The sequence below is a fragment of the Kribbella sp. NPDC050124 genome (assembly GCF_044460355.1).
GTDB lineage: Bacteria > Actinomycetota > Actinomycetes > Propionibacteriales > Kribbellaceae > Kribbella.
In genome coordinates this window covers 355,882-382,855 of record NZ_JBITJU010000004.1, presented here as the reverse complement: position 1 = coordinate 382,855, position 26,974 = coordinate 355,882, and the positions used below count along the sequence as shown (strand labels likewise).

The window sequence follows — 26,974 nt, the reverse complement described above, 5'->3', positions numbered from 1 at the left end:
CGGTTTGCCGCTGGCCGTTCACCTGGGGATCGAGCGGCGCACCAGCCCCAGGTCTCTGCCGCGCCCTTCCCCGCGCTGCAGAACTCAGGCTGTGCCGTACAACTCGGCAGCATCCCGCCGGATGACCATGATCCGGCTCGGGTCCTCGAGTTCCGCGAAGCCGTAACTGCGGTAGAGCTCGTGCGCATCAGCGGTCGCCAGCATGAACCGGCGGATCCCCGTCAGCTCCGGGTGGTCGAGCAGCGTGGACACCACAAACTTGCCGAGCCCATGCCCCCGCCGCTCTGGCACCACGAACACGTCAGCCAGCCAAGCGAACGTCGCCCGGTCCGTCACAGTCCGCGCGAACGCCACCATCGCTCCGTCCGCGTCGTACACGCCCACGTTGAGACTCCCCGCGATCGAGCGCTCCACGACCTCCCGCGGGATCCCCTCCGCCCAGTACGACGTACTCAGAAAGCCGTGCACCACCTCGACGTCGACGCGCTCGGTGGAGTCGTCGGCCTCGAAGCCGTCCGGCCCGGTCCACCTCACTTGTTCAGCACCTCGGTGATCGGCATCGACGAGTCCGCCGGCAACCCGAGCGGCGACGGCGCCTTTCCGGCCCGGACCAACTCCGAGCCGAGCGCTGCCACCATCGCGCCGTTGTCCGTGCACAACCCGGGCCGCGGCACGCGTACGGCGATTCCCGCCTCGGCGCAGCGTTCTTCGGCCATCGCCCGCAGCCGTGAGTTCGCCGCGACCCCGCCACCGATCAGCAGGTGCTCGAACCCACGGTCCTTGCACGCGTCGATCGCCTTCCGGGTGAGCACGTCGCACACCGCCTCCTGGAAGGCCGCGGCGACGTGGTTCACCGGCACGTCCTCGCCGTCCCGGCGCCGGGCCTCGACCCAGCGCGCCACGGCTGTCTTCAAGCCGGAGAAGGAGAAGTCGAACCGGTGCCGCTCCAGGTCCCGCTGCGACGTCAGCCCGCGCGGGAACGTGACGTACAGCCGGTCACCGCCGTCCCGGGCCGCTTTGTCGACATATGGACCGCCCGGGAACGGCAGGCCCAGCACCCGCGCGACCTTGTCGAAGGCCTCCCCCGCGGCGTCGTCGATGGTGCTGCCCATCGGCACCACGCCCTCGGTGATGTCCTCGACCGCGAGCAGCGACGAGTGGCCGCCGGACACCAGCATCGCGACACAGCCCTTCGGCAGGTCACCGTGCTCCAACGTGTCGACGGCGACATGCGCCGCGAGGTGATTCACGCCGTACAAGGGCTTGTCGAGGGACAGCGCGAGTCCCTTGGCCGCGGCGACACCGACCAGCAGCGCGCCGGCCAGACCGGGCCCGCTGGTGACGGCGACCGCGTCGACGTCGGTCGGCTTGATACCGGCGGTCTCGCAGGCGCGCCGGATCGTCGGGACCATCGCCTCCAGGTGCGCGCGGCTCGCGACCTCCGGTACGACGCCGCCGAACCGGGCGTGCTCCTCGACGCTGGACGCGATCGCGTCGGCGAGCAGCGTCTGCCCGCGGACGATTCCGACCCCGGTCTCGTCACACGACGTCTCGATCCCCAGGATCAGGGGCTCACTGCCGCTCACTCTTCGTCCTCCCGCCACCGCATGATCACCGCATCCTCGCCACCGGCGTAGTACCCGCGCCGCCGGCTGATCTCCTCGAACCCGAACCCGGCGTACAGCCCGACCGCCGACTCGTTGCTCGCAGCAACTTCCAGCAGAACCGTCCGGCCGCGGCACTTCGCCAGCGCCGCCGTCATCAACTGGCCGCCGATCCCGGTACGGCGCTCGGCCGGGGTCACCGCGATCCGCAGCAACTCGACCACGTCCAGGGCCACCGGCGGCACCAGCAGTACGACGTACCCGACGACGGCTCCTTCGTCCGCGACCAGGATCACCCGGTCCTCGGACCGCCGCTCGAACTCGCCCGTCCACGAGACCGTACTCCAGGCCTCCGACCCGAAGCACACCTCGTCCAGCGCGACCAGAGCGGGCAGGTCGCCCGCGGTCGCCGGTCGAATGGCAGGTCTCACTTCGGTAGCACGCTCTTCGGGCCGCCTGACAGCGTCACGTCCGGACGGCGCAGGTACAGCGGGTCCGGTCCGACGACGTCGAGCGTCCCGGTCGCGACGCCGGTCGCCAGCACCTCGGCCGAGGGGTACTCGGCGACCGCGACATCCGCGACCCCGAGCGCCTCGGCGTACAGCACCGCGCCACGCCCGATCACCGGCAGGCCGGACAGGACGTGTGCCACCTCGGCCGGCTTGTCCACGGCCGGCCCTTCCAGCCGACGACGGCTGCCGTCCGCGGCGGGACCGTCGTACAGGGCCCAGTAGATCTCCTTGCGCCGCGCGTCGGTCGCGACCGCGACCGGGAGTGCGAGGTCGGTCTGCCGCGCCAGGATGTCGAGGCTGCACACGCCGGCCACCTCGATCCCGAGTACGTCGGCCATCGTCCGCGCGGTCACCAGACCGACCCGCAGCCCGGTGAACGGGCCAGGTCCCACGCCGACCGCGATCCGCGTCAGGTCCCGCACCGAGCAACCCGCGGTCTCCAGGCACGAGGCGATCGCAGGCGCGAGCAACTCACCATGCCGCAGCGCGTCGACGGTCGTGGACGACGCCAGGATCTCCCCGCTGACCGGATCAGCCAGCGCAACCGTGACCGCGGCACTCGAGGTGTCGAAAGCAAGCAACATCAGTTCTTCTCCAGTACAGACACGCGAAGGCCGGACGCCGCCCAGCGGGTGCCCACCGGGGTGACCCGGATCTCCCGGGTCTCGTCGGTGTCGTCGTCGCCGCGGGTCACCACGATGTCCAAGCGGTCCGGCGCCAGCGACTCGGCCAGCCCGTGGCCCCACTCGACGACCGTGACCGCGTCGTCCAGGCTCGCGTCGAGGTCGAGATCGTCGAGCTCGGCGAACCCGCCCAGCCGGTAAGCGTCCACATGCACCAACGCCGGCCCGCCCGCGAGCGACGGGTGCACCCGTGAGATCACGAACGTCGGCGACGTGATGCTGCCGCGCACCTTCAACCCGGCTCCGAGGCCCTGCGTGAACGTCGTCTTGCCCGCGCCCAGGTCACCCGACAGCACCAGTACGTCGCCCGCGCGCAACTGACCCGCGATCTCCTCGCCGATCGCCCGCATGTCGTCGGCTGTCGGCACGGTCAGCTCGGCCGGCATCGCCTTCGCGTAGATCAGGTTGTGGTCGTGCTGCTCGACGACCGAGTACCCACGCCGCCGCCAGAACTCCACGGTGTCCGGCAACTCCACCCGAGCGACCAGCTGCACCCGGCTCAACCCACGCCGTACGGCGACCTCCTCGGCGCAACCGACCATCGCCGAGGCGACGCCGCGCGCCTGGTGCCGCGGATCGACCGAGACCCGGCGCAGGTTCAGGACGTCACCGGTCTCCTCGAACAGCACCGCACCAGCCGGGGCGCCATTGACCCGGACCAGCAGCCCGCCGTGCTTGGTCACCGCGTCGGTGACGGTGGTCGCGTTCTCGGACAGGGCGGTCGACGGCGGGTCGAGCACCCGCCGCGTGGAGAACGCGTGGTGGATCACCGCGACGATCTCCGCCGCGTGCTCAGCGGCGGCGTCGACGACGTGCAAGTCGGTCATGTGTGTCCCAGGGATTGTTCGGCTCGCTCGATCATGCCAAGGAGCGCGGCCGTGAACTCACGGTGGTGCTCGATCAGGCCCAGGTGCCCGCAGTTCTTCACCTCGACCAGCTCCGCCCCGGGCACGTGCCGGACGATCTCCTCGGCGTGCTCGAACGGGGTCAGGTGGTCCTTGTCACCGCCGATCACGACGCACTCCACCTTCTGCAGCGGCTCCAGGGCGTGGAACCTGTCGTGCAGCGCGAAGATCGGGTAGAACTCCGCGATCACCGAGATCGGCGTCGCGGCGATCATCTCGTTGACGAACTCGGTGAACGCCGGCGGCACCTCGGAGCCGAACGAGTACTTCCGGGTCAGCAGATAGCTGATGTCGGTGCCGGCCTTCCGGCTGCGCTCCACCACGTCCGGGATCCGGGCCAGCGCGGCGACCGTCGGGGTCGCCAGCGCCCGGGCCAGCATGCCGACCTTGCCGGGGAACACGATCGGGACCCGGTCGAGAGCGCCGGCGCTGGTCGAGCACAGGCCGACGCCGATGATCCGGTCGCCGAACAGCTCCGGGTGCTGCTCGGCGAGCGCCATGATCGACATGCCGCCCATCGAGTGGCCGATCAGGATCACCGGACCGGTCGGCGCGAACTCCTGGAAGATCCCGTACAGGTCGCGGCCGAGCTGGTCGATGCTGACGTTCTCCTTCGGCGACCGCCCGGACCGGCCGTGCGACCGCTGGTCGTAGAACACCATCGTGCCGATCCCGGCCAGGTCGCGGCGCTCGAAGTGCCAGCAGTCCATGTTCAGCCCGTAGCCGTGCGCGAAGATCACCGTGAGGTCCTCGGGCGGCAACGGCAGCTTCCTCCCGAAGCGGCGCTTCGGCGGCGCGGGCCGGCGGGACCGCTTGAGCTCGTCGACCTCGACGTACAGCTCGACGCCGTCGTCGGCCGTGAACACGTGCGGCGTACCGCGCAGCGAGCCGAACGGCTCGGCCTCGAGCTGCGCGCGCTGGCTCGACCGGCGCCCGATCACCTGCCGCTCGACCGCGACCCCGGCTGCCGCGCCCGCGGCCAGCACTCCGACCGCGGCTCCGATCAAACCGGCAGTCCGCCCTGCTTTGGACATGCCGGTCTACCTTTCGCTATCGACGTACCGGCGCGGAATGCGGGCGCCCAGCCGGGTGACGATCTCGTAGTTGATGGTGCCGGCCGCGTCGGCCCAGTCGTCCGCGGTCGGCTCGCCGCCGGTCCCGGGGCCGAACAGCACGACCTCGTCACCCGCGGCTGCCTCGTCGTCCTCGAGGTTGACCACGCACTGGTCCATGCAGATCCGGCCGACGATCGTACGGCGTTCGCCGCGCGCCTGGACCGGGCCGCCGTTCGAGGCGTGCCGCGGCAGGCCGTCGCCGTACCCGAGCGGGATCAGGCCGAGGGTCGACGGCCGCGGCGCGGTCCACGTCAGGCCGTAGGAGACACCCGCGCCGGCCGGGACGCGTTTCACCATCGCGAGCCGGGCCTTCAGCGTCATCGCCGGGACCAAGTCCAGCTCGGCCGACGGCAGCGCGTGCCCGAACGGTGAGAGCCCGTACGTCGCGACGCCCGGGCGGACCAGGTTGAAGTGTGTCTCGGGCAGCGCGAGGGTGGCGCCGGAGTTGGCCAGGTGCTTGAACTCGGCGTCGATACCGAACGTCTCAGCCATCTCCACGGCCTCGGTGAACGTGGCCAACTGCGCCTCGTTGGCCGCACTCTTCGGCTCGTCCGACGACGCCAGGTGCGACCAGATCCCGATGATCTCGATCCGCCCCGTCTTCGCCTCGGCGAGCGCGGCCCGGATCAGCGCCGGCCACTCCTCCGGTACGGCGCCGCCGCGGCTCATGCCGGTGTCGATCTTCAGGTGCACCCGGGCCGGCCGGTCCTCGACGCCGGCCGCGAGCTCGTCGATCTCCCACGGCGCGCCGGCGGACAGGTCGATCCCGGCGGCAATGGCTTCGGACAGCGGCTCGCCCGGGGTGGTCAGCCAGCAGAAGATCGGGCCGGTGTCGCCGGCGTCGCGCAGCGCGAGCGCCTCCTCGAGCACGGCCGCGCCGATCCAGTCGGCGCTGGCTTCGCGGGCGGCCTGGGCGACCTGGACCATGCCGTGGCCGTAGCCGTCGGCCTTGACCACGGTCATCAGCTGGGCGCCCTCGGCGCGGGCACGCAGGGTGGTGACGTTGTGACGAATCGCGGCAAGGTCGACGACCGCCTCGGCACGGACCGGGCGCTCGCCGCCATGTGACTGGAGAGTAGTCATAGCGCTTCCAGTGTCTCAGGCCCAGTCGATCAGTTCCGCCAGGGCGGCCATGTCGTGGAAAACCGCGTCCGCCGAGGACAGCTTCGCCGGGTCCGTCATCCCGGCGTACCCGAACACCTTCATGCCGGCCGCGTTGGCCGCGGCGACGCCGAGCGGACTGTCCTCGACCACCACGCAGTCAGCGGGTTTCACACCCAGCCGGCTCGCTGCGTGCAGGAACAGATCCGGTGCGGGCTTGCCGTGGGCAACATCCTCCGCGCTGAAGATCCTGCCCTCGAAACGGTCCAGGAAACCGACCGCGGTGAGCGCCGTACGAATCCTGCGGTGCGTGCCGGACGAAGCCAGGCAGTACCGGACGCCGACGGCGTCGAGGTGGTCGAGCACGACCTCGACGCCGGCGATCGCCTGCAGGTTGGCGAACCCGTCGAACAGCCGCTGGTGGTAGCGGTCCTCCAGGTCGGCCGGCAACGGACCGCCCAGCTGCGCCTCGGCCTGTTGCCGCATCGAGGCCATGCTGCCGCCCATGAAGTCGCGGACCGCCTGCTCGAAGGTGTACGGGAGGCCCGCCTCGGTCAGCAGCTCGGCCAGGATCGTGTTGGCCAGCCGCTCCGAGTCCACCAGCACACCGTCGTTGTCGAAGATCACCAGTCCGGTCACGCGGGCAACCCTATGCAATGCGGCCGCCGCAACAGGTGTTGCGGCGGCCGCCGAGGTTCACGCGAGAGTGTGAGGGGTCAGTTCTCCTGGATGGAGAAGTCGGTGAAGCTGAAGCGCTGCTTGGTGTTGCCGGTCGACACCACCTCGACGCCGAAGTCGACCTGCCAGGTCGTGGCCTTCGGGGCCCAGCCGCGCTTGACCATGTCGTTGAAGAAGTCGGCCAGCGGCATCGTGCCGGCCTTCTGCGTCACCTGGGACACATACGCGGTGTAGCCGTTCTGGTGCCAGACGTCGTAGGTGAAGCCGCCGAAGGTCACGGTGCCCACCTTGCTGCCGGCCGGGACCTGGCCCTTGTTGTCCGTCCAGATCATCAGCTCGTTGTTCAGGCCATCACCGATCCACGCGTCGAACGCGACGTTGTAGATGCAGCTCGGGCAGTTGGCCGGCGTGGTGGCCGCGAACTTGGCCGACTGGATCTTCGACAGCGGGACGTCGGCGTAGTCCTTGTGCACGTTCGGGTAGGCCTGGACACCCTTGTCACCGGGCAGCGGCTGGGTCACGTCGACCCACCAGTTGTCCCAGCTGCAGGCGCCCAGCGTGTAGGTGCCGTTGTCGTTGTTCCACATGTTGTTGTGGACGTAGTACGAGCCGAACGTCCGGCCCTCGCCTTGGTTGTTGCTCGAGGTGGTGGTCCACACCGGGCTGGTGCAGCTCTTCGAGGGGCTACTCGTCGACGTCGGGGTCGACGTCGCGGTGGGAGTCGACGTTGTCGTCGGGGTCGACGTCGCGGTCGGGGTGGAGGTGGTGGTCGGGCTCGACGTCGGCGTCGTGGTCGGCGTCGACGTGGCCGTCGGGCTCGACGTCGGAGTCGGCGTGGTGGGCTGCGCCGGGGCCTGGACGAAGTCGTAGTGCGCGGTGTAACGCAGCTTCGTGCCGGCCGCGTACCTGTCACCGTTGCGGCTCAGGGCCCGGAGGCGGTACGTCTTGTCGTTGGTTTGGGTCGGGTCGATCGACAGGATCGACGGCCCGGCCCCGGTCGCGGTGATGGCAACCGGCTTCGTGCCGAAGCCGTGCACCACCGTGCAACCGGAGTTGGAGTCCAGGACGCAGGACTCGACGCGTCCGACGCTTGGGAGGGTCGAAGCCGTGCTGTCCGTCGCAGCGCTCGCAGTGGTCGCGGCGACAGGGGAGTCCTTGGCCGCCTGAACGGCGATGGGCGCTGCGACAAGCGCGCCCATGGCAAGGAACACCGCCGGCACGACGATGCGGCTTCGGGCAGTTCGGGTGGGGGGCATGCGAAACATTCCTCGTCTGCTCGATGGGCCCCACTGCCTGCCCCAGCACTCCAGCGCGGCCCTCAGCTTTTCGGTTGGTTTCCCCAGGGTGGCCAGGACCAGCCGACGTCCCCGATTCGCCGTACCGATCCGGGCAGACCAGGCGCCGAGGGGGCGCCGGCCCTGTCCTTCTCGTTTCGCTCTCGCGCGTACGGCGCCCGACGTTATCCAACCGTGATGTGAAACGCCAACCCCGGGGTACCGATTTTACGCAGAGTGCACGTTGCAACGCTCGCTCGTTCGACCGCGTCCTCAGGGTGTGAAGATGCGGATGATCGCGGTCGCCGGAGCCGGTCTGCTACTGGGTTTGGCGGGCTGCGGAAACGAGTCCGGCGCCGGTGTTGGCACCGGTGCGTCGCTCCAGGGCCGGACCTATCTGTCCACCGCCGTGACCGAGGACGGGAAGCCGAAGCAACTGGTCCCGAACTCCCGGATCCGGCTCACTTTCTCCGACGACGGGCGACTGATCGCGGAAGCCGGATGTAACTCCATGCAGTCGGCGGTGGACACCGGTGACGGCAAGCTGTCGCTGGACAAGCAACTCGCGATGACCGCGATGGGCTGCGACGAACCCCGGCACCGGCAGGACGGCTGGCTGTCGAAGATCTTGACCTCCGATCCAGCCTGGAAGCTCGAGGGCGACCGGCTCACCCTCACCTCCGGCGGTACGACGATCTCGCTGACGGACCGCGAGACCGCCGAGCCCGACCTCGCCCTCGACGGCACCAAGTGGTCGCTGGAGACCGTGGTCAGCAACGACACCGCCTCCCACCAGGTCGGCTCCGAGAAGGCCTGGATCACGATCAACGGCGAACGCGTCACCGGCTCCACCGGGTGCAACGAACTCCAGGGCAAGGTCGCGCAGGCGACCGGCAAGCTGACGTTCGGCGAGATCGCCACGACTCGCCGTGCCTGTCCCGGTCATGCAGGCAAGCTCGAGCAGACCCTGTTGAGCGGGCTCAAGGGCGATGTCAGCTACCAGATCGACTCCAACCGACTCAAGCTCCGCTCCGGCGCCAACGGCCTCGACTTCACCGCCGCCCGCTGAGCCACCGCTCTCCGGAAGAAAGTGGTCGCCTAGCGACCACTTTCTTCCCGAAGATCAGCGCAGGCGCAGGTCGAAGGCTTGGACGGTGTTCTGCGGGGTTTCGTAGGAGACGAGCAGGCGACCGTCTGCCGCCAGCTTCTCGCGCTGAGCCGGGGTCAGCGGGATGGACCAGCGGTTCGTGCCGCGGGTGATGTCCTTGGTCGCCTGCTTCACGACGCGGCCACTCATGTCGGGTGACCACGGCGGCGTGGCGCCGTCGGTGACGGCGCAGGGCGTCAGGCCGTAGTAGGGTGGCGGGTCGGCGGCCGGTGAACAACTGGTCGTCCAAACCGGGATGGCGTCGATCAACCCGGTGGTCAGGAACGCCCGCGCTGTGCCGGTGCCGGCCGACCGGGCATAGATGTCCACGCCGGCTTGGCCGAGGTCGGCGTACAGGATCTCGAGGTCGGTGCTGGGGACGCGACCGGAGATCGGTACGCCGTTGCGCGCGGACTGGGCGATCGTCTGCGGCGAGAGCGCGCCGTTGAGGTTCGGGTTCGAGACGTTCGGCGGCGCCGGGGTGGTCGGGCGATCCGCGGGCGGGGTGTAGCCGGGCAGGGTCGCCAGGCCCCAGCGGTACGGGTCGGACTGCACGGACCCGAGTGCGGACCAGCCGAGTCGCGTGCTCACGTCGATATGCCGCAAGGTCGTCGTACCGGCTGCTGACGTGTCGTCGTTGTCGTACGGCGTGATGTTCAGCCCCAACCTGGACGGGTCGACAGCGGCGGGCAGCGTGGCCAGCGGGATCTTCACCTCGAGGTCGTAGCCGCCACCGGCGTACGCATGCGGGACTGTGGTCTCGTTGCTGCCCACCCACTGGGCCGTCGAGGCGACCTGGACGCCGGGCGCGTTGCCGGTGTCGAGCTCACCGCTGGAGTAGCCCTGGTGGTTGTCCGCGTCCCGCGACCAGCACGGCCCGCCGCTCTGGCTGAACGGGAAGATGCCGAGCTTGAACGTGTTGGCCGTGTCCATCAGGGCCTGTGACGCGGTCCCGCGCGGGTCGAGCAGGATCTCGACCGAGTCGGCCTGCCAGTGACCGACGCACTCGGCCGGTGTCACGGCGTACGACTGGTAGTCGTCGCGGACGTGGATGAAGAAGTACAGCGCGTCGTCCGACCAGCTGACCTTGGCCGAATTGCCTTCACCTGTTGACGAAACGCCGCAGTCGTCCACGCCGGCGCAGTTCGCCGCACCCTGCCAGATCCGGCCGAGGTCGAGGGCCGGGCCCGGGTACTCACCCGACTCGGCCCTCCCATCGACGACCGGCTGCGCCTGCGGGATGGTTGTCGTCGGCACCAGAGTCAGGGTCAGGGTCTCGCTGCCGGTCGCGGTTCGGATCGGGATGGAAACGTTCTGCGTCGCGGGCAGGGTGGTGTCGGTGTTGGTCAGCTTGAAGGTGACTGTGGTCTCGCCGCCGGGTTGGAGATCGTAGGGCTTCGACGGCGCGTCCACGGTGAAGTTCGCAGGGAGATCCAGCGATACAGCACCGCTCTGCGGCTGCGCGGACCAGTTATGGACCACGACCGGGACGTCGATCGTGCTGCCGATCGCCATCGACTGGATCGCCTGCGAACGGCCGAGGCGGTTGGCCTGCGGCGCGGTCGTCGCCAGCCATTCGTCGTACTCCTGCCAGTTGCCCCAACGCTGGAAGCGGCCCTCGGCGGCAGCCACGATGCGTACGACGTTGTCGGTGTAGCCGGTCGCCTTCGCGGTGGTGTAGGTCGCGGCGATCTTGGCGTTCTGGTCGACCTGGGCGTTGGCTGCGGGTGTGACTGTGAACGTGACCTCGGCTTGTGCTTGGGTTGGGACCGGCTTGGGGCCGTCGGTGGCCCAGCCCGGCGGGACGGTCAGATTGATGTTGCCTGGGGCAAGCTTTCCTTGTGCCGCCTTGAGGTGCACGGTGGCCTGGAACGGTTCGCCGGCGACGTTGTAGAAGCGACTGAACGTCAGGTACTGCAGCGTGCCCAGCGGCAGGCCGCCCCGATCAGGTTTGGTCGCACCGAACAGGATCGCCTCGTCCAGGCCGGCCGACGAGCTCGTGTTCGGCTGGAACGGCACGAACGACTGGGTCATCGCGAACCGCGGGCACGCCGGGGCCGACGTTCCCTTGAACATCACCCGGCTCTGCGTCGGGTACGCCGCCCGGCCCTCGTCCGCGACCTGCTGCCAGATCTTGGCCGAACCCGCCGGCTGTCCTTGCAGGTTCCCGGCCGGCCACTTGTACGGCGACTCGTAGCCGGTCCACACGCCCGCGACGGCGTCCAGGCCGCTCGGGGTGAAGCCGGTGGTGCAGTTCGCGGCGGACGTCGTACCGCCGGTTCCCGCCGTACTGCCGCCGGAGAACACCTTCTTGACCTGCCAGGTGCTGAGCGCGCGCGGCCCCTTGAGCTGCTCGGGGAACCGCGTCGGGTCGGCGGCCGCGAGCACGCCTTCCCAGATCAGCCGGCCCGCCTGCTGGTGGTTGCCGTGCCCAGCCGCGAGCGTCGGCGTGAACCCGATGTAGATCTCCGGCTGCGTCTCCCGGATCACCCGGGTGACCCGGCGCAGCGTCTCGTCGGAGTCCCAGAAGTACTGCGTCAGCGGCGCACTCTGGTTGTAGAAGAAGTCGATCCGGTCCAGGTTGAAGATGTCCACGGTCCCGGACCGGTAGTGCGCCACCCGGTCCTCGTTCTCCCGCCGCAACCCGAGCTCCGGCCCGAGCTCGGTCCCGACCGCGTTCCCCCCACCCTCTCCCCGCGTCACCATGATGACGCCACACTTCACGCCGTACCGCTGATGCCACACCCCACAAGGCCCGATGATGCTCGTGTCGTCATCCGGATGGGCCCACTCCCCCATCACATGAATCTTCGTCCCCGCATCAGCCACGTACTCCGTGCTCGCTGCCTCAGCAGGCACCGGCAACGCGGCAACCAGCACCAAAACCAGAAGGACGACGAACCGCTTCATGTGAACTCCTAGGGCGGCGGAGACACCAGCCCTCCAGTCCTATCCGCCGCACGCCTCCCCCGCAACCGCACCCGTGGTGTCCCCCGCCCTTCGGCTGCCTCGTGGTCCCGTGAGTCGTGATCGGTCAGCGGGGTTGCGAGAAGGGGGTGATGGGCGCGCGGGTGGTGGGCCAGCCCATCTCGCGGTGGGTTGGCCAACCAGAATCCGGTGGGCCAACCCACGCTCTGGTGGGCTGACCCCGCGGGACCACGGAGCGCGCGGCGATAGCCGCACAGATACGGGGCGGGCGGGAGCAGCTGGCGAGCACGCGGCGCAGGAGCGGGCGTGGCGGCTGCGTGGGGGAATTAGCCGTGCAGGAGTTGGCGGGTGGCTTGGGGGAGGGTGGCGGCTACGGCGAGGGCGGTGGTGGGGCCGGAGGCGGAGGATAGGTTGGCGGCGGCGGCGTGGAGGTAGGCGGCGAGGCTGGCGGCGTCCAGGGTGGTCACGCCGGCGGCGAGGAGGGCTCCGCAGAGGCCGGCCAGGACGTCGCCGGCGCCGGCGGTGGCTAGCCAGGGGGTGGCGTTGGTGTTGACGCGGACGTGGCCGTCGGGGGCGGCGATCACCGTGGTGGAGCCTTTGAGGAGGACCGTGGCGTCGTAGCGTTCGGCTGCCAGGCGGGCGTGTTTGAGGCGTTCAGCTTCGACGGTGGCGCGGTCGACGCCTAGCAGTCGGGCCAGCTCGCCCGCGTGTGGTGTCGCGAGTACGCCGGTGTGGTCGCCGGAGTCCTCGAGTGCCCGGAGGCCGTCGGCGTCGAGGACGATCGGCTCCTCGGCGTCGAGGAGGTCGCGGACCCGGCTGACGTCCAGCTCGTCGCCGAGACCGGAGCCGACTGCCCACGCCTGCACGCGCCCCTCACCGGCAACGATCTCCGGGTGGGCCGCCCGGACCTCGGCTGCTACTGCGTCGGGGCCGACGTACCGGACCATGCCGAGCGGGCCGCCGAGTGCGCCGGCGGTGGCGATGACGGCCGCTCCCGGGTACTGCGCGGATCCGGCCATCAACCCGAGTACGCCGCGGGAGTACTTGTCGGACTCGCCATGCGGGACGGGATACAGCGCTCGTACGTCGGAGGCCTGGAGAGACTCGACCGGCGCAGGCGGGAGGTCCAGACCGATGTCGACCAGATGGACCGGGCCGCAAGCGGTGGCGGCGGGGTCGATGAAGTGGCAGATCTTGTGGGTGCCGAAGGTGACGGTAAGAGCAGCACGGACGTGGGGTTCGGGGGTTTCGCCGGTGTCGACGTCGACGCCCGACGGGGTGTCGACGGCGACAATCGGGATGCCCTTCTGAGCGGCGACCTCGACGGCTGCCAGCGCGTTCGGGCGGAGGCCGGGACGCCCGCCGATCCCGACGATCCCGTCCACGACCACATCCGCGGAGGCGATGTCATCCGTCGAGCCGACACGTCCACCGACCGCCAGCAGCGCCTCCAGCCCGGCGGCATGTGCTTTGTCCGACAGCAGTACGGCGACCACCCGGGCACCGCGTCGAGCCAGCCGGACCCCGGCGTACAGGGCGTCGCCGCCGTTGTCGCCGGACCCGATCAGCAGGACGACACGAGCGCCGTACGTGTGACCGAGGAAGTTGCTGATGGCAACCGCGAGGCCGGTCGCGGCGCGTTGCATCAGGGTGCCCTCGGGGAGGCGCGCCATCAGGTCGGCCTCGGCCGTCCGGACCTGCTCGACGGTGTGCGCGCGGCGCATCAGCCCTCCAGGATGACGACGGCGGAGGCGATGCCGGCGTCGTGGCTCAGAGACAGGTGCAGGCTCTGTACGCCGAGGCGGCCGGCCTGATCGGCGACGGTGCCTTTGATCTCCAGCCACGGGCGGCCGGTCTCGTCGGTCTGCACCTCGGCGTCGTGCCAGTGCATGCCGGCCGGCGCGCCTAGTGCTTTGGCCAGCGCTTCCTTGGCTGCGAACCGGGCGGCGAGCGACGCCGGTGGTCTGGCTGCCTCGGAAGCGGTGAAGACGCGATCCCGAAGACCCGGTGTGCGCTCGAGGGTCTTCATGAACCGCTCAACGTCGACCACATCAATACCTACGCCGACGATCATGCGACCACCCTAGCTGGGCGGTCCCGAGGTGCTCTGGCGGATGCGCATGTCCACGGCGAGGTCCATGCGGAGGGCGGCGGGGGTGACGCCGCGGGCAAGGTCCAGGACCATCCGGGTGGCCAGTTCGGCCATCTGGCGCAGCGGCTGGTGGACGGTGGTCAGTGTCGGCGAGACCCATTGCGCCACCGGGAGGTCGTCGTACCCGACCACTGACAGGTCGCGCGGGATCTCCAGCCCGAGCTCCCGCGCCGCCTGGTACACCCCCAGCGCCTGCAGGTCGCTGCCCGCGAAGATCGCGGTCGGCCGCTCCGGCAGCTTCAGCAGCGCCAGCGCCTCGCGGTGCCCGCTGTCGACCTCGAACTCCGCCGCCCGGATCAGCGCCGGATCGATCTCGACCCCGGTCGACCGCAGCGCGTCGGTGTAGCCGTCGACCCGCATCCGCGAACACAGTGTCTCCACCGGGCCGCCGATCATGCCGATCCTGGTGTGCCCGAGCTTGCGCAGGTGCAGGGTCGCCATCCGGCCGCCGTTCCAGTTGGCCGAGCCGATGGACGGTACGTCGTCCCCCTCGTCGCCGACCGGGTCGACCACCACGAACGGGATCCGTCGCGCCTCCAGCTGCGCCCGCTGGTCGGCGTCCAGGTCGGAGAACACCATGATCACGCCGAGCGGGCGGCGGAGCAGGACGGACTCGATCCACTCCTGCCGTGGCCGCCGGGCGCCGCCGCACTCGGACAGCACCAGCTCGACGCCCTCGGCGCGGACCACCTCCTCGACGCCGCGGATCAGCTCGACCGCCCACGCGCCGCCGATCTCGTGGAACACCAGGTCGATCATCGGGCTGCTCGCCGTACTGGTGGTCCGGCGGCGGTAGCCGTGCTCCTGGATGATGCTCTCGACCTTCGCCCGGGTCTCCTCGGCGACGTCGGAGCGGCCGTTCAGCACCTTGGACACGGTGGGCACCGAGACCCCCGCCTGCTCCGCAATTTTCGAGATGGTCATCCGCTGACCCACGACGTTCCTCCACCCGGTTCGAGGCTGTGCAAGCAGCAGAATACAAGCTAACCTCGTCGGAGGTATCGTGACTTTGTCCGAAACTTTCGAGGAGCTTGATGGCCGCCTGGCGCGACACGACCGCACGTCCGGACGACCGGGTCGAGGCCTTGCTGGCCGAGCTGACCCTGCGGGAGAAGGTCTCCCAGCTGGCCGGCCTGTGGGTCGGCGCCGGGGACAGCGGCGAGGACGTCGCGCCGTACCAGCACGACATGAGCGCCGACCCGCCGGTCTGGGACGACGTGATCCGGGACGGTCTCGGCCAGCTCACCCGCCCGTTCGGGACCCGGCCGGTCGACCCGACCACGGGCGCCCGGTCGCTGGCCGCGGCACAGCGGCAGATCATGGCCGCCAACCGCTTCGGCATCCCGGCGATCGCCCATGACGAGTGCCTGACGGGCTTCGCGGCGTACGGCGCCACCATCTACCCGACCCCGCTCGCCTGGGGCGCCACCTTCGACCCGCAACTCGTCGAGACCATGGCCCGCCACATCGGCACGGACATGAAGTCGGCCGGCACGCACCTCGGCCTCGCCCCCGTCCTCGACGTCACCCGCGACTACCGCTGGGGCCGCACCGAGGAGACGATCGGCGAAGACCCCTACCTCGTCGGCACGATCGGTACGGCGTACGTCCGTGGCCTGCAGGACGGCGGCGTCCACGCCACGCTGAAGCACTTCGCCGGCTACTCCGCCTCACGCGCCGGCCGGAACCTCGCGCCGGTCTCGATGGGTCGGCACGAGCTCGCCGACGTGATCCTGCCGCCGTTCGAGCTGGCCGTGGTCGAGGGCGGTGTCCGGACGGTGATGAACTCGTACGCCGAGATCGACGGCGTACCGGTCGCCGCCGACCCGGAGCTGCTGACCACGCTGCTGCGCGACACCTGGGGCTTCGACGGGACGGTCGTCGCGGACTACTTCGCGATCGCGTTCCTGCGCACTCTGCACCAGGTCGCTGGCACCGACGGCGAGGCGGCCGCGCTGGCGCTGAAGGCCGGCATCGACGTGGAACTGCCGACCGTGCACACGTACGCCGACGCGCTGATCGCCGAGGTGGAGGAGGGGCGACTAGACGTCGAGTACGTCGATCAGGCTGTCCGCCGGGTGTTGCGGCAGAAGTGCGATCTCGGCCTGCTCGACGCCGACCTGGACCTCGAGCCGACGGGCCCGGTCGAGCTGGACACGCCGGCCAACCGGGAGATCGCGGCGCGGTTGGCCGACGAGTCGATCGTGCTGCTCGCGAACGACGGCGTACTGCCGGTTGCCCCGGGCAAGAAGGTCGCGCTGGTCGGCCCGCGCGGGATGGATGCGCACGCGATGCTCGGCTGCTATACGTTCCCGATCCACATCGCGCCCCGCTATCCCGGGACCGACGACGGCGTCCCGATCCTCACCCTCGCCGAGGCGCTCGTTGCGCAAGGCATCGACCTGAAGACGGCCGAAGGGTGCGGTGTCGACGACGACTCCGACGACGGTTTCGAGGAGGCGATCACCGCAGCTTCCGAGGCCGACGTTGCGATCGTCGCGCTCGGCGACCGGGCCGGCCTGTTCGGCCGCGGCACCTCGGGCGAAGGCTGTGACGTGGAGACCCTGGCCCTCCCCGGACGCCAGGCCGACCTGCTCGACGCAGTCCTCGACACCGGTACGCCTGTCGTCGTCGTACTGCTGTCCGGACGCCCGTACGCACTCGGCCGATTCGCAGACCGTACGGCGGCCATCGTGCAAGCGTTCTTCCCCGGCCAGGAAGGCGGACCGGCGTTGGCCCGGGTCCTCACTGGAGCCGTGAACCCGTCCGGTCGACTCCCGGTCAGCCTGCCGCGGAGCGAAGGCGCTCAGCCGGGGACGTACCTCCACCAACCGCTCGGCGGCCGCAACAAGGTCTCATCCGTCGACCCGACACCGCTCTTCCCGTTCGGCCACGGAACGTCGTACACGACCTTCGAGTGGACCAACGCGATCGTGGACCGCGACAGCGTGCCCACCGACGGCACAGTCACCGTCCAGGTCACCGTCCACAACACCGGCGCGACGGACGGCACCGAGATCGTCCAGCTCTACCTCGGCGACCCAGTCGCCCGAGTCACCCGCCCCGTCACCCGCCTGATCGGCTACCACCGCGTCGACATCCCCACCGGCGAATCCCGCACCATCGAATTCACCGTGCACGCCGACCTCACCTCGTTCGCGGACCGCACCGGCGCGCGCATCGTCGAGCCCGGAGAGATCCACCTCCGACTCGCGAAGTCCAGCGCCGACGTCCAATCCACCCACACCGTGACAATCACCGGACCCGAGCGCCACGTCGACCACACCCGCTCCCTGCGCGCCGACTCCCGCGAGATCAGCTAGCGCCAGGCGCGGACCAAGTCGTCCGGACCCCAGTGAACAGCGAGAGGTATGCCCTTCTCCACACCGCATCGCGACACGGCAACCAGCGGCGTATCCGGCCCGGCGCCTGGCACCACCACCATGTCCCGCGCCAGTGCCTGATACTCGCGTCCGCCGAACGGCTTGGAATCCAGCCACTTGATCGATCCCACGAAGTGCACCGCGCGAGCAACCGGCTCCCGATCGGCCCCGACCAGATCGATCTCGGGATTGTTCTGCCGGTTCCACCACCCGCCCACCGCCTCGGTGGTGGGCCACCCCTCGTCAGGTAGCAGTCTGACCAGGGACTCGCGGATGAGCGGCTCGACTGCCCGACCCCGCCAGCTTGTCCAGCCGCGTTCGATTCGCTCCAGCGCCAGGTCGCCGCGACCGCGCTCGATCAGCGGAATTCCGCGCTGCAGGAAGGCCAGCCAGAATCTCAGATACGGATCGGCGACGCGGTACCGCTTGTTCTTGCTGTCCGCCTTGGTGGACAGCGGCAGATCAGCGACCAAGACCTGCTTGGTCTGCAGAGTGGACAGGAGTGGCGAAAGGGTTCCCGGGAGCATCCCACCGCCACCGCCGGCCTGAGCAGCGACTGCCGAGAACGTCCGCTCGCCCGTACCAACCGCCTCGAGGACCGCACGCGACTGCGACGTCTCCGGAAACTCCCCCAGCAACGACAGTTCGCCCGCGACCAGGAGCGGCGCGAGCGGATTGCTCGCGGCTTCCTGCAAGAAGGCCTGGCGACTCATTCCCTCCCGCCACGATTGGACGACCTCCGGAAAGCCGCCGGTGATCAGGAGTGCGTCGACCGCGTCGGCGGCATCCAGGCCCGTCATCTCCTGCACATCAGCCAGGTGCAACGGTCGTACTGTCATCTTCGCTGCCCGCCCGAAGAAAGGCCGGCCGTAGGCCTGCAGCGCCTCCATCACCGACAGATCGCTGCCGACCAGGACCAGCAGGACAGGCTTGGCCGAGAGGTAACGGTCCCAAACCGTCTGCAGCGCTCCCTCGAACTCTGCATCCTGTTCCACCAGCCAGGGAACCTCGTCGATCACCGCGATGCTCGGGGTGTCGTCGGGCAGCGCGATCGCCAGCGAACGCAGCGCCTGGTTCCAATCTCCGGACTGGAAACCGGCCACGAGGTCGGCCTCGGGCAGTCCGGACAGCGCCGAGACGAAGTCTGCCCGCTCGGCTTCCGGCCGCCGGCCGCGGGTGGCCTGGAACATCACGTAAGGCCGACCGGACCGGTCGCAGAACTCCTGGGCCAGCCGAGACTTCCCGACCCGGCGACGCCCAGTCATGATCACGGCCCGCCCACGACTGTCAGCGTTCCCGGCGGCCACCGTGCTGAGCTGCCGGTCCAGCAGATCCAGATCAGCCGCCCGTCCCTTGAACCTCATCAGCCGCCCACCCTTCGGAGTAACTATGATTCAATCATAGTTTGATTCAATCATAGTTTGATGCCGTCGACTACCGGTAGATGGTGCGGCTGGCTGCGTCGGGGATGCCGCTGAGGCGGTGGAAGTAGGTGTTGACCTGGTCTCGCCACTCGCGGGCGTTGCGCAGTTGCAGCTCGAAGCGGGCTGAGATGTTCTCGCGGGTGGCGGGGTCGAGGCGGTCGGCGATGCCTTTCCAGCGGGCGAGCATCGCTTCGACTTCGTCGTACCCCTGGAAGTGGGTGTCGTAGATGTGCTGCAGGACCGTGCGACCGTTCTGCAGCACGTGGTCGTAGGGCACGTGGTGGAAGAACAGCAGCAGCTCGTCCGGGCAGGTGTGGACGTTCTCGTAGCTGCCGGCGAGCGGCTCCGGGTACTGCGCGGTGAAGCCTGATCCGGTCGCCACGGTCCGGTCGACGCCGACGCCGTACCGGTCGGCGAAGTGGTACGTCCCCCACTCGGAGTACTCGTACCCGTTGACGTTCGGCCCGTAGTGCGTGCCCGGCGTGACCATGAACCCGACGCCCATCGGCACGGTGTACCGCTCGTACGTCCGCCACGAGTCCGCCATGATCTCGACCAGCTCGGCCCGGGTCCGGTCGTCCACCGCGAACGTCGCCGCGGCCCACTCGTGCAGCAGGCTGACCGGATCGGCGGCCGGATCCCAGGCCAGCCGTCCGTACGCATAGAGGTTGCTCTGGGCAAGCTTGTGGCCGGTCCAGTTCGGATCGTCACCGACGTTGGCGACACCCACGACCGCATCGGCGCGCTCGGCGAGCGTCGCCCCACCGGAGCCGGTGGTGTCGAACTGCAGGATCTCCCGCCACCACGGACCCAGGTAGCACAGGTCCTTCTGCTGACCGGTGTACTCCTGTGTCACCTGCAACTCGACCGCGGACCGGGTCTCCTGCAACTCCCCCAGCAACGGCGCAACGGGTTCACGCGGCTGGAAGTCCAGCGGCCCATGCTTGATCTGCAGTACGACGTTGTCCTCGAACAACCCGTCCAACGGGACGAAATGGTCGTACGCCGCCCGCGCCCGATCCGTACTCCGGTCCCGCCAGTCCTGATGGCAGTCGTAGACGAAGCACCGCCAGTAGACAGTCCCCTTGTACGGCGCCAGCGCCCGAGCCAGCAGGTTCGCGCCATCGGCGTGGTGCCGCCCGTAGCTGTACGGACCGGGCCGGTTCTCCGAGTCCGCCTTGACCACGAAACCACCGAGGTCCGGCACCGCGTCGTACACCCGGCTGACGGCCGCCGACCACCAGCGGATCACGCGTTCGTCCAGCGGATCGGCCGTCTCCAGCTCACCGAGCACGATCGGCGCCGCGAAGTTCACCGACAGGTGGACCACGATCCCGTACTCGCGGAACACCGCGGCGAGCCGGGACAGGTCCGGCAGGTAGTCGCTGATCAACCGGGTCTCAGCCGCGTGCACGTTGCCGTTGTTCACCACCACCGCGTTGATCCCGACCGAGGCCAGCAGGCGGGCGTACGCGCGGACCCGAGTCAGGTCCTGCACCACCCGGCCATCGCGGAAGAAGATCGATCCACCGGCGTACCCGCGCTCGACGGAGCCGTCGAGGTTGTCCCAGTGCGCGACCATCCGAACCGGGACCGCCGGCCGCTCGACCACGGTGAAGTCGCCGGTCATCCACTCGAAGTACCGCAGCAGGTAGAAGTACCCGTACAGCAGGCCGCGCCCGCCCTCGGCGGCGACGACCAGTTGGTTGCCTAGTCGCGTCACCACGAAGCCTTCGGACCCGAGCCCGTCGGCCGGCAATGCCTGCTCGACCCACGCAGCCAGCGGCGTCTCTTCGAGCCGACCAAGGGTGCACAGGGCAACCTCTACGTCATGACGGACCCGGCGGGTCTGCCGGAGCTCGGCCCGGATCGTCTGCGCCAGCGCTCCGGATGCGTGGATGGTGACCTCGGGCAACCGCTGGCCACCGAGCCAGCACGGGTCAAACGTCATCCGACCGCAACACCACCACACCGGTCGCCGGGAGCACCAGCTTGTCGCCGGCCTCGATCTGCGAGCCGGTGAGCAGCTCGGTCCCTGACTTGTCGGCCGCCACCCGTACCTCCCGGTCCCCGTGGTTCAGCAGGAAGAGATACCGCTGACCGTCCTTGTACCGCCGCGTCGCTTCGACGCCGTCGATCCTCGCATACGACCCGGTCAACCCGGCCTCTTCGATCACCGACCCCAGTACGGCGTCCAGTCCGGCGGCGTCCAGCATGGTCCCGAGGTACCAGGAGTGCCCCGCACCGAAGCGGTGCCGCGTGACCGCCGCCGTACCCGCGTAGAAGTCCGAGGTGTACGTCCCCACCACCTCCGCGTGCTCGGGGATGACCAGGTCGAACACGAGCGAGCCCTCGGACGTGACGCCGTCCAACTGCACGGGGTTCACCACCGTCGGCGGCTGCGCGTCGGTTTCGTCCACCCGGATGCCGAGCACCCGCGCGAGCGGTCCCGGAACGTCCGCCAGGAACGCGTTGTCATCGACGTCGACCCGCCCGGACAGCACGCCGGTCACGAACTTCCCGCCGCCCGCGACAAAGCCCTTCAACCGCTTCCCCAACTCGTCCGGCACCATGTGCAGCAACGGCGCCAGGACCACGTCGTACGCCGAGATGTTGCCATCGACCGGTATGACGTCGACATCCACGTCGAGGCGTTGGAGGGCGGTGTACCAGGCGATCGCGGTCTGGACGTAGGACACGTGCCGGGACGGACCGTCGGAGATCTCGACCGCCCACCAGCTGTTCCAGTCGAGCATGAGTGCGACCTTGCTGCGAGTCTCGGCGCCGACGATGCCCTCGAGCAACGGGAGCTCGGCGCCCAACTCAGCGACCTCTTCGAACACGCGAGTGTCGGACCGGGAGGCGTGGTTGATCACCGCGCCGTGGTACTTCTCCGACGCACCTCGGGACGCACGCAACTGGAAGAACAGCACGGTGTCGGAGCCGTGCGCCAGCGCCTGGTAACTCCACAGCCGCATGACTCCCGGCCGCTTGACCGGGTTCACGTCCCGGCAGGCGGTCGTCGAGGGAGTCTGTTCCATCAGCCAGAACGGCTTGCCTTTGAGACCCCGCATCAGGTCGTGCGTCAGGGCCATCCGCGGCGCCGACCGGTCGTCCGGCGGGTAGTTGTCCCAGGAGATGACGTCCAGGTGCTCAGCCCAGCGGAAGTAGTCGAGCGGCCGGTAGAAGCCCATGAAGTTGGTGGTCACCGGAGCGTCGCTGTGTTGGCGAATGGCGGCCTTCTCCGCCTTGAAGTTCTCCAGCAGCGCGTCCGACATGAACCGCAGGTAGTCGAGCGTGATGCCCTGGAATGCGGTGTGGTTCGGTCCACGCCAGTGCTCGCTCAACGCGGACGGCGCGACGATCTCGTCCCAGTCGTAGAACGTGTGGCTCCAGAACGTCGTACACCAGGCGTGGTTCAACGCCTCCAGCGTGCCGTAGCGGTTCTGCAGCCAGACCCGGAAGGCGGTCGTGCAGTTGTCGCAGTAGCAGGAGCCGCCGTACTCGTTGCCGACGTGCCAGGCGACCAGGTTGGGCAGGTCGGCGTACCGCTCGGCGATGCGGCCGGCGAGTTCGACCGAGAGCCGCTGGAAGACCGGCGACGACGGGCAGTGGTTGTGGCGAGCGCCGTACACATGCTTGCGGCCCTCGAAGTCGACCCGCGTGACCTCCGGGTACTTGCGCGCCAGCCAGGCCGGGTGTGCTCCGGTGGCGGTGGCCATGATGACGTTGCGGCCGTCCAGCGACTCGGTGATCCGGTCGAGCACGCTGAAGTCGTACACGTCCTCGGACGGCTGCAGCAGGCCCCACGAGAACACCCCGATCGTCGCGGTGTTGATCCCGGCCAGGTCGAACAGCCGCGCGTCCTCGGCCCAGACGTCAGCCGGCCACTGCTCGGGGTTGTAGTCGCCGCCGTACCAGATCGTCACACGAACCTCTTCTCCACGTCGGCGACCAGTGGTCGCGTCACTCGCGCCAGCAGGTAGAGCGCCGGCGACAACAGCAAGACCGCAACCCAATCAGAGGTGAGCGCCACCAGGACCGTGAACGCCGCGCCCAGGACCAGGACGTTCAGCGTGCACCGCCAGCGCGCACCGAGGTAGTACGCCGCCAATCGCGCGGTGTCACGCCCGCGGAACGAGAACCGGGACGTGATCACCACCGCGTTGGCGAGCCATACAGCCACCACAGCCGCGACCAACGCCGGCGTGGTCGCGATCAGCACGACCGCCGGCACCCACACCTTGAGCACCTCTCGCCAACTCGAGCGGTACCCCCGAACGAAATCCCGCGCCGGCGATCCGTCCTTCCGGCACACGGCGTACAGGCCCGCAACCACTGCTGGGCCTGCAGGGATCAGCGCAACGGCGAACAGCGGCGCGTTGCGCGGATCCGGCGCCAGCGGGAGGACCGTGGCGAACGTCGGCAGCAGCGCGATCACCAGGCAGCCCTCGACCACCATCAGGTGGTAGACGAAGGAGCAGGCCCGGTACAGCCTGCCGTCGACGAACCCGGTCGACAGCGTCGACATCACTTGCCGCCGTGTTCCGATTCGTACTTCGAGTGCGCGTCGTTGACCATCTTCAGGTACTTCTCCGCGCCCTTGCCGTTGAGCTCCTGGACGAACGCGTCCCACTGGCCCATCGGCCGCTGCCCGAGCACGAACTTCAGGGTCTGCTGGTTGACGTAGTCGGTCAGCGGCGTGTTCAGCAGGGTCGCCTGCTCCCGGTCCGCGTCACTCAGCGGGTACGGCGGTGGGACTGCCACCGGCTTGTGCGTCGCGGCCATCTCCTCCTGCCACTTCAGCTCCGCCGGGACCATCATCGAGTGCAGGAGCTCGGTCGTCCCGCCGTACGCGAAGACGCCGCCGGAGAAGCCGAAGTCCTTGCGCAGGTCCTTCTTCCCGGCGCCCGGGTTCAGGCCGTTGTAGTCGATGTTCGGCAGCAGCGCGGGCTTGCCGTCCTTCTCCTGGTACGTCGTCCCCTCGACACCCCACTTGGCGTACCTCTGGCCGGCGTCGGAGTACCAGAGCCAGTCGACGAACTGCATCATCGCGACGAAGTTCGGCTGCTCCTTGGCCTTGGCGTTGATCATGATCCCGTTCTCCAGCCGGGACCCGCCCATCACCTGACCGGCCGGACCACCCGGGACCAGGATCCGGGCCACCTCGTACTTGCCCTTGCCCAGCGTGCTGTCCATGGTCTTGCGGTACGTCGTGATCTCCTGCGAGTTCCCGCTGATCACGAACGACTGGCCGGTGACGAACTTCTGGATCGCCTGGTCGTCCTGCTGGGTGAACGTCTCCGGGTCGAGCAGCTTGTCGGTCACCAGCTTGTTGAGGTAGGCAACCATGTCCTTGTACTGCGGCATCGCGGCCGCGGACTTGAACTCGCCGGCGCCCTCGTCCCACTTGACTCCGTCGCCGTACCCCCAGCCGGCCGCCGTACCGTAGGCCACGGCCAGCTGGTTGAGCAGGTTCTTGCCCTGATAGCGGTCCGAGAACGGCGTCTTGTCCGGATAGGCCTGCTTGAGCTTGGTCAGCGCGGCGGACAGCTCCTCCCAGGTCTTCGGCACCGGGATGCCCTGCTGCTTGAAGATGTCGGCGCGGATGTTCAGCGTGTAGTCCGGCCAGAGCTCCTCATGCAGGCCGGGCAGCAGATAGAACTTGCCGTCCTGCTGGCGCAGCGTGTCGATCTCCGGCTCGAGCTTCCACTTCTTCACCTTGTCCTGGAAGTTCGGCATCAGGTCGAGGTAGTCGCTCACCGGCAGGATCGCGCCGGACGACACGTACGCCGACTCCTGGCCCGGGTACGTCTTCGGGATGATCAGCGGCGCGTCCCCCGCGGACACCAGCAGCGACCGCTTCTGCTCGTAGTCGCTCAGCGGTACGACGGTCGGCTGCAAGGTCACGTTGTTCTGCTCGGCCATCGCCGTCCAGAGCAGCCAGTCCTTCTTGTACGGGTACGTCGGCGGGTCGTTGTAGAGCACCGAGAACGTCACCGGCTCGGTCGCCTTGAACTGGGTGCCGACGGCATAGTTGTCCATGGCACCGGTTCGGTTCTTGCTGGTGTCGGCCTCCTCGTCACCGCCGCCGCCACTGCACGCGGACAGACCGAGTGCGGCCACCAGGGCGAGGGCGACCCCCGCCCTTCTCAAGCTGATCATGTGTGCCTGCCTTTCAAGAGTTTGGCCTTTCACAACGGGCGGTCCGGCGTCTCAGCCCTTGACGGAGCCGAGCATCACGCCGGTGACGAAGTACCGCTGGACGAACGGGTAGACACAGAGGATGGGCAGGACGGTGAGCACCATCGTCACCGCCTTGATGCTGGCCGCGATCTGGGTGAGGTCGTCACCGGTCGCGCCGGCAGAGGTGCCGGACGTGGCGCCGGCGATCATGTTCCGCAGGTAGATGGTGACCGGGAACAGCGACTTGTCGTCGAGGTAGAGGAAGGCGCCGAACCAGGCGTTCCAGTTCGCCACCGCGTAGAACAGCATCATCGTGGCCAGGATCGCCTTGCTCAGCGGCAGCACGATCCGCAGCAGGATGCCGAACGTGGTCAGGCCGTCGATCATCGCCGCCTCTTCCAGCTCCGGCGGCATGTTCTCGAAGAAGGCCTTCATCACCAGCAGGTTGAACACACTGATCGCGTTCGGCAGCACCACCGCCCACAGCGTGTTCTTCATCCCGAGCTGGGAGACCAGCACGTAGTTCGGGATCAGCCCGCCGTTGAAGAACATCGTGAACACGACGAACCCGATGATGAACGTCCGCCCCCGCAGGTGCTTCTTCGACAGCACGTACGCCATACAGGTGGTGAGCACCAGCGAGATCGCGGTCGCCACCACGGTGTAGAGCACGGTGTTGCCGTAGTTGCGCCAGAACATCGCGTCGTTCATCACGACCTGGTACGTCGAGGTGTCGAAGCCGACCGGGAACAGGTTGACCTTGCCCGCGCTGATCGCCGACTCGCTGCTGAACGACTGCGCGACGATGTTCAGGAACGGATAGAGCGTGAGCACCACGACCAGCAGCAGGATCGCGACGTTGAAGACCTGGAAGACCCGGTAGCTGGTGCTGTCCTTGATGCCGGCCGCCTGGTTCACCACAGTCCCGCTCCCAGTACGCGGCGCGAGATCGCGTTGGCGCCGAAGACGAGTGTCAGGCCGACCACGGCCTCGAACAGGCCGATCGCGGTCGCGTAGGAGAAGTTGTTCGACACCAGGCCGACCCGGTAGAGGTACGTCGAGATGACGTCGGCGGTCTCGTAGGTCAGCGGGTTGTAGAGCAGCAGGATCTTCTCGAACCCGACCGACAGGAACGAGCCGATGTTCAGGATCAGCAGCGTCACCACGGCCGGCGCGATCCCGGGCAGGGTGATGTGCCAGGTCTGCTTCCACCGGTTGGCGCCGTCGATCCGGGCCACCTCGTACAAGGTGTCGTCGATCTGGGTGAGCGCGGCCAGGTAGAGGATGGTGCCCCAGCCGGCCGTCTGCCAGACGTCGGAGGACACGTAGATGGCCCGGAACCAGTCCGCGTCCTGGATGAAGTTCACCGTGCTGCCGGTGGTTGCCTTCAGCACCTGGTTGACCGTGCCGTGCAGCGAAACCAGCTGCAGGATCATGCCGGCCACGATCACCACCGAGATGAAGTGCGGCAGGTAGGACACGGTCTGGACGAACTTCTTGAACCGCTGCCCGCGCAGTTCGTTGAGCAGCAGCGCCAGCACGATCGGGATCGGGAACACGACCAGCAGGCTCAGGCCGCCGAGCACCACGGTGTTGCGGAACACCTGCCAGAAGGTCGGGTCCTCGATGAACATCCGGAGGTAGCGCAGCCCGACCCACTGCTCGCCGAACATCGACCCGCCGGGCACGAAGCGGCGGAACGCGATGATGTTCCCGGCCATCGGCAGGTACTTGAAGATGACGAAGTACGCGATCGGCAGCGCCAGCAGCGCGTACAGCCGCCAGTCCCGCTTCACGTCCGCCCAGACACCCCGGCGGCGCTGTACCTCAACACGGCGGTTGTGCACGCCCGCAGCCTCCTCACCGAGTCGTTTCTGTCGCT

22 protein-coding genes are annotated in these 26,974 nt (G+C 68.8%); 2 read left to right on the top strand and 20 right to left on the bottom strand.

Annotation, left to right across the window (positions count from 1 at the left end; translation table 11 throughout):
* Nucleotides 1–84: 84 nt before the first annotated feature.
* The 9 genes from ACIBL3_RS14165 to ACIBL3_RS14125 form a co-directional block, all read right to left on the bottom strand.
* Nucleotides 85–534, bottom strand: coding sequence for a GNAT family N-acetyltransferase (locus ACIBL3_RS14165; RefSeq protein ID WP_396353695.1), 450 nt, complete (start codon nucleotides 532–534; stop codon nucleotides 85–87).
* Nucleotides 531–1,586, bottom strand: a complete 1,056-nt coding sequence (tsaD, locus tag ACIBL3_RS14160; protein ID WP_396353694.1) for a tRNA (adenosine(37)-N6)-threonylcarbamoyltransferase complex transferase subunit TsaD — start codon at nucleotides 1,584–1,586, stop codon at nucleotides 531–533. The genes ACIBL3_RS14165 and tsaD overlap by 4 nt, the downstream gene beginning before the upstream one ends.
* Nucleotides 1,583–2,035 carry a GNAT family N-acetyltransferase gene (locus ACIBL3_RS14155; RefSeq protein ID WP_396353693.1) on the bottom strand — a complete coding sequence of 151 codons (453 nt, stop codon included), beginning with the start codon at nucleotides 2,033–2,035 and terminating at the stop codon, nucleotides 1,583–1,585. The genes tsaD and ACIBL3_RS14155 overlap by 4 nt, the downstream gene beginning before the upstream one ends.
* On the bottom strand, nucleotides 2,032–2,700 hold the full coding sequence (gene tsaB, locus ACIBL3_RS14150) for a tRNA (adenosine(37)-N6)-threonylcarbamoyltransferase complex dimerization subunit type 1 TsaB (RefSeq protein WP_396353692.1): 669 nt from the start codon (nucleotides 2,698–2,700) through the stop codon (nucleotides 2,032–2,034). Before tsaB ends, ACIBL3_RS14155 begins: the two co-directional genes overlap by 4 nt.
* The gene (gene tsaE / locus ACIBL3_RS14145) at nucleotides 2,700–3,626 is read right to left on the bottom strand and encodes a tRNA (adenosine(37)-N6)-threonylcarbamoyltransferase complex ATPase subunit type 1 TsaE (protein ID WP_396353691.1); all 927 of its coding nucleotides are present in this window, start codon (nucleotides 3,624–3,626) and stop codon (nucleotides 2,700–2,702) included. Before tsaE ends, tsaB begins: the two co-directional genes overlap by 1 nt.
* Nucleotides 3,623–4,738: an alpha/beta fold hydrolase gene (locus ACIBL3_RS14140; RefSeq protein WP_396353690.1), complete on the bottom strand. Its 1,116-nt coding sequence runs from the start codon at nucleotides 4,736–4,738 to the stop codon at nucleotides 3,623–3,625. Before ACIBL3_RS14140 ends, tsaE begins: the two co-directional genes overlap by 4 nt.
* 6 nt (nucleotides 4,739–4,744) lie before the next feature.
* Nucleotides 4,745–5,902: an alanine racemase gene (alr, locus tag ACIBL3_RS14135; RefSeq protein ID WP_396353689.1), complete on the bottom strand. Its 1,158-nt coding sequence runs from the start codon at nucleotides 5,900–5,902 to the stop codon at nucleotides 4,745–4,747.
* A gap of 15 nt (nucleotides 5,903–5,917) precedes the next feature.
* Nucleotides 5,918–6,559 carry an HAD family hydrolase gene (locus ACIBL3_RS14130; protein ID WP_396353688.1) on the bottom strand — a complete coding sequence of 214 codons (642 nt, stop codon included), beginning with the start codon at nucleotides 6,557–6,559 and terminating at the stop codon, nucleotides 5,918–5,920.
* 77 nt (nucleotides 6,560–6,636) lie between these two features.
* A complete protein-coding gene (locus tag ACIBL3_RS14125) occupies nucleotides 6,637–7,854 on the bottom strand; it encodes a hypothetical protein (RefSeq protein WP_396353687.1) in 1,218 nt (405 codons plus the stop codon).
* 304 nt (nucleotides 7,855–8,158) lie between these two features.
* Here ACIBL3_RS14125 and ACIBL3_RS14120 point away from each other — a divergent pair, with 304 nt between their 5' ends.
* Complete coding sequence (locus ACIBL3_RS14120) at nucleotides 8,159–8,941, top strand: META domain-containing protein (protein ID WP_396353686.1); 783 nt, start codon at nucleotides 8,159–8,161, stop codon at nucleotides 8,939–8,941.
* Nucleotides 8,942–8,995: 54 nt separating this feature from the next.
* Here the strand turns inward: ACIBL3_RS14120 and ACIBL3_RS14115 are convergent, their stop codons facing one another.
* From ACIBL3_RS14115 to ACIBL3_RS14100, 4 genes are all read right to left on the bottom strand, one after another.
* A complete protein-coding gene (locus ACIBL3_RS14115; RefSeq protein ID WP_396353685.1) occupies nucleotides 8,996–11,929 on the bottom strand; it encodes a PIG-L family deacetylase in 2,934 nt (977 codons plus the stop codon).
* 344 nt (nucleotides 11,930–12,273) lie between these two features.
* Entirely contained in the window at nucleotides 12,274–13,671 is a 1,398-nt protein-coding gene (locus tag ACIBL3_RS14110) for an NAD(P)H-hydrate dehydratase (protein WP_396353684.1), read from the bottom strand.
* Nucleotides 13,671–14,021: a holo-ACP synthase gene (locus ACIBL3_RS14105; RefSeq protein WP_360530599.1), complete on the bottom strand. Its 351-nt coding sequence runs from the start codon at nucleotides 14,019–14,021 to the stop codon at nucleotides 13,671–13,673. The genes ACIBL3_RS14110 and ACIBL3_RS14105 overlap by 1 nt, the downstream gene beginning before the upstream one ends.
* A 9-nt stretch (nucleotides 14,022–14,030) precedes the next feature.
* The gene (locus ACIBL3_RS14100) at nucleotides 14,031–15,023 is read right to left on the bottom strand and encodes a LacI family DNA-binding transcriptional regulator (RefSeq protein WP_396353683.1); all 993 of its coding nucleotides are present in this window, start codon (nucleotides 15,021–15,023) and stop codon (nucleotides 14,031–14,033) included.
* 110 nt (nucleotides 15,024–15,133) lie between these two features.
* On the opposite strand from ACIBL3_RS14100, the gene ACIBL3_RS14095 reads away from it, so the two are divergent.
* Nucleotides 15,134–17,422 (top strand): glycoside hydrolase family 3 N-terminal domain-containing protein, encoded by a 2,289-nt coding sequence (locus tag ACIBL3_RS14095; RefSeq protein WP_396353682.1) that lies wholly within the window; start codon nucleotides 15,134–15,136, stop codon nucleotides 17,420–17,422.
* Here the strand turns inward: ACIBL3_RS14095 and ACIBL3_RS14090 are convergent.
* The 7 genes from ACIBL3_RS14090 to ACIBL3_RS14060 form a co-directional block, all read right to left on the bottom strand.
* Entirely contained in the window at nucleotides 17,419–18,846 is a 1,428-nt protein-coding gene (locus ACIBL3_RS14090) for an ATP-binding protein (protein ID WP_396353681.1), read from the bottom strand. The two genes, ACIBL3_RS14095 and ACIBL3_RS14090, sit on opposite strands and share 4 nt — an antisense overlap.
* Before the next feature lie 70 nt (nucleotides 18,847–18,916).
* Complete coding sequence (locus ACIBL3_RS14085) at nucleotides 18,917–20,857, bottom strand: alpha-glucuronidase (protein ID WP_396353680.1); 1,941 nt, start codon at nucleotides 20,855–20,857, stop codon at nucleotides 18,917–18,919.
* Nucleotides 20,847–22,835 carry a beta-galactosidase gene (locus tag ACIBL3_RS14080; RefSeq protein WP_396353679.1) on the bottom strand — a complete coding sequence of 663 codons (1,989 nt, stop codon included), beginning with the start codon at nucleotides 22,833–22,835 and terminating at the stop codon, nucleotides 20,847–20,849. Before ACIBL3_RS14080 ends, ACIBL3_RS14085 begins: the two co-directional genes overlap by 11 nt.
* Nucleotides 22,832–23,437: a hypothetical protein gene (locus ACIBL3_RS14075; protein ID WP_396353678.1), complete on the bottom strand. Its 606-nt coding sequence runs from the start codon at nucleotides 23,435–23,437 to the stop codon at nucleotides 22,832–22,834. The genes ACIBL3_RS14080 and ACIBL3_RS14075 overlap by 4 nt, the downstream gene beginning before the upstream one ends.
* Nucleotides 23,437–25,071, bottom strand: coding sequence for an extracellular solute-binding protein (locus tag ACIBL3_RS14070; RefSeq protein ID WP_396353677.1), 1,635 nt, complete (start codon nucleotides 25,069–25,071; stop codon nucleotides 23,437–23,439). Before ACIBL3_RS14070 ends, ACIBL3_RS14075 begins: the two co-directional genes overlap by 1 nt.
* A gap of 51 nt (nucleotides 25,072–25,122) precedes the next feature.
* Nucleotides 25,123–26,013 (bottom strand): carbohydrate ABC transporter permease, encoded by an 891-nt coding sequence (locus ACIBL3_RS14065; protein ID WP_396353676.1) that lies wholly within the window; start codon nucleotides 26,011–26,013, stop codon nucleotides 25,123–25,125.
* Entirely contained in the window at nucleotides 26,007–26,939 is a 933-nt protein-coding gene (locus ACIBL3_RS14060; protein WP_396353675.1) for an ABC transporter permease, read from the bottom strand. The genes ACIBL3_RS14065 and ACIBL3_RS14060 overlap by 7 nt, the downstream gene beginning before the upstream one ends.
* Nucleotides 26,940–26,974 lie beyond the last annotated feature (35 nt).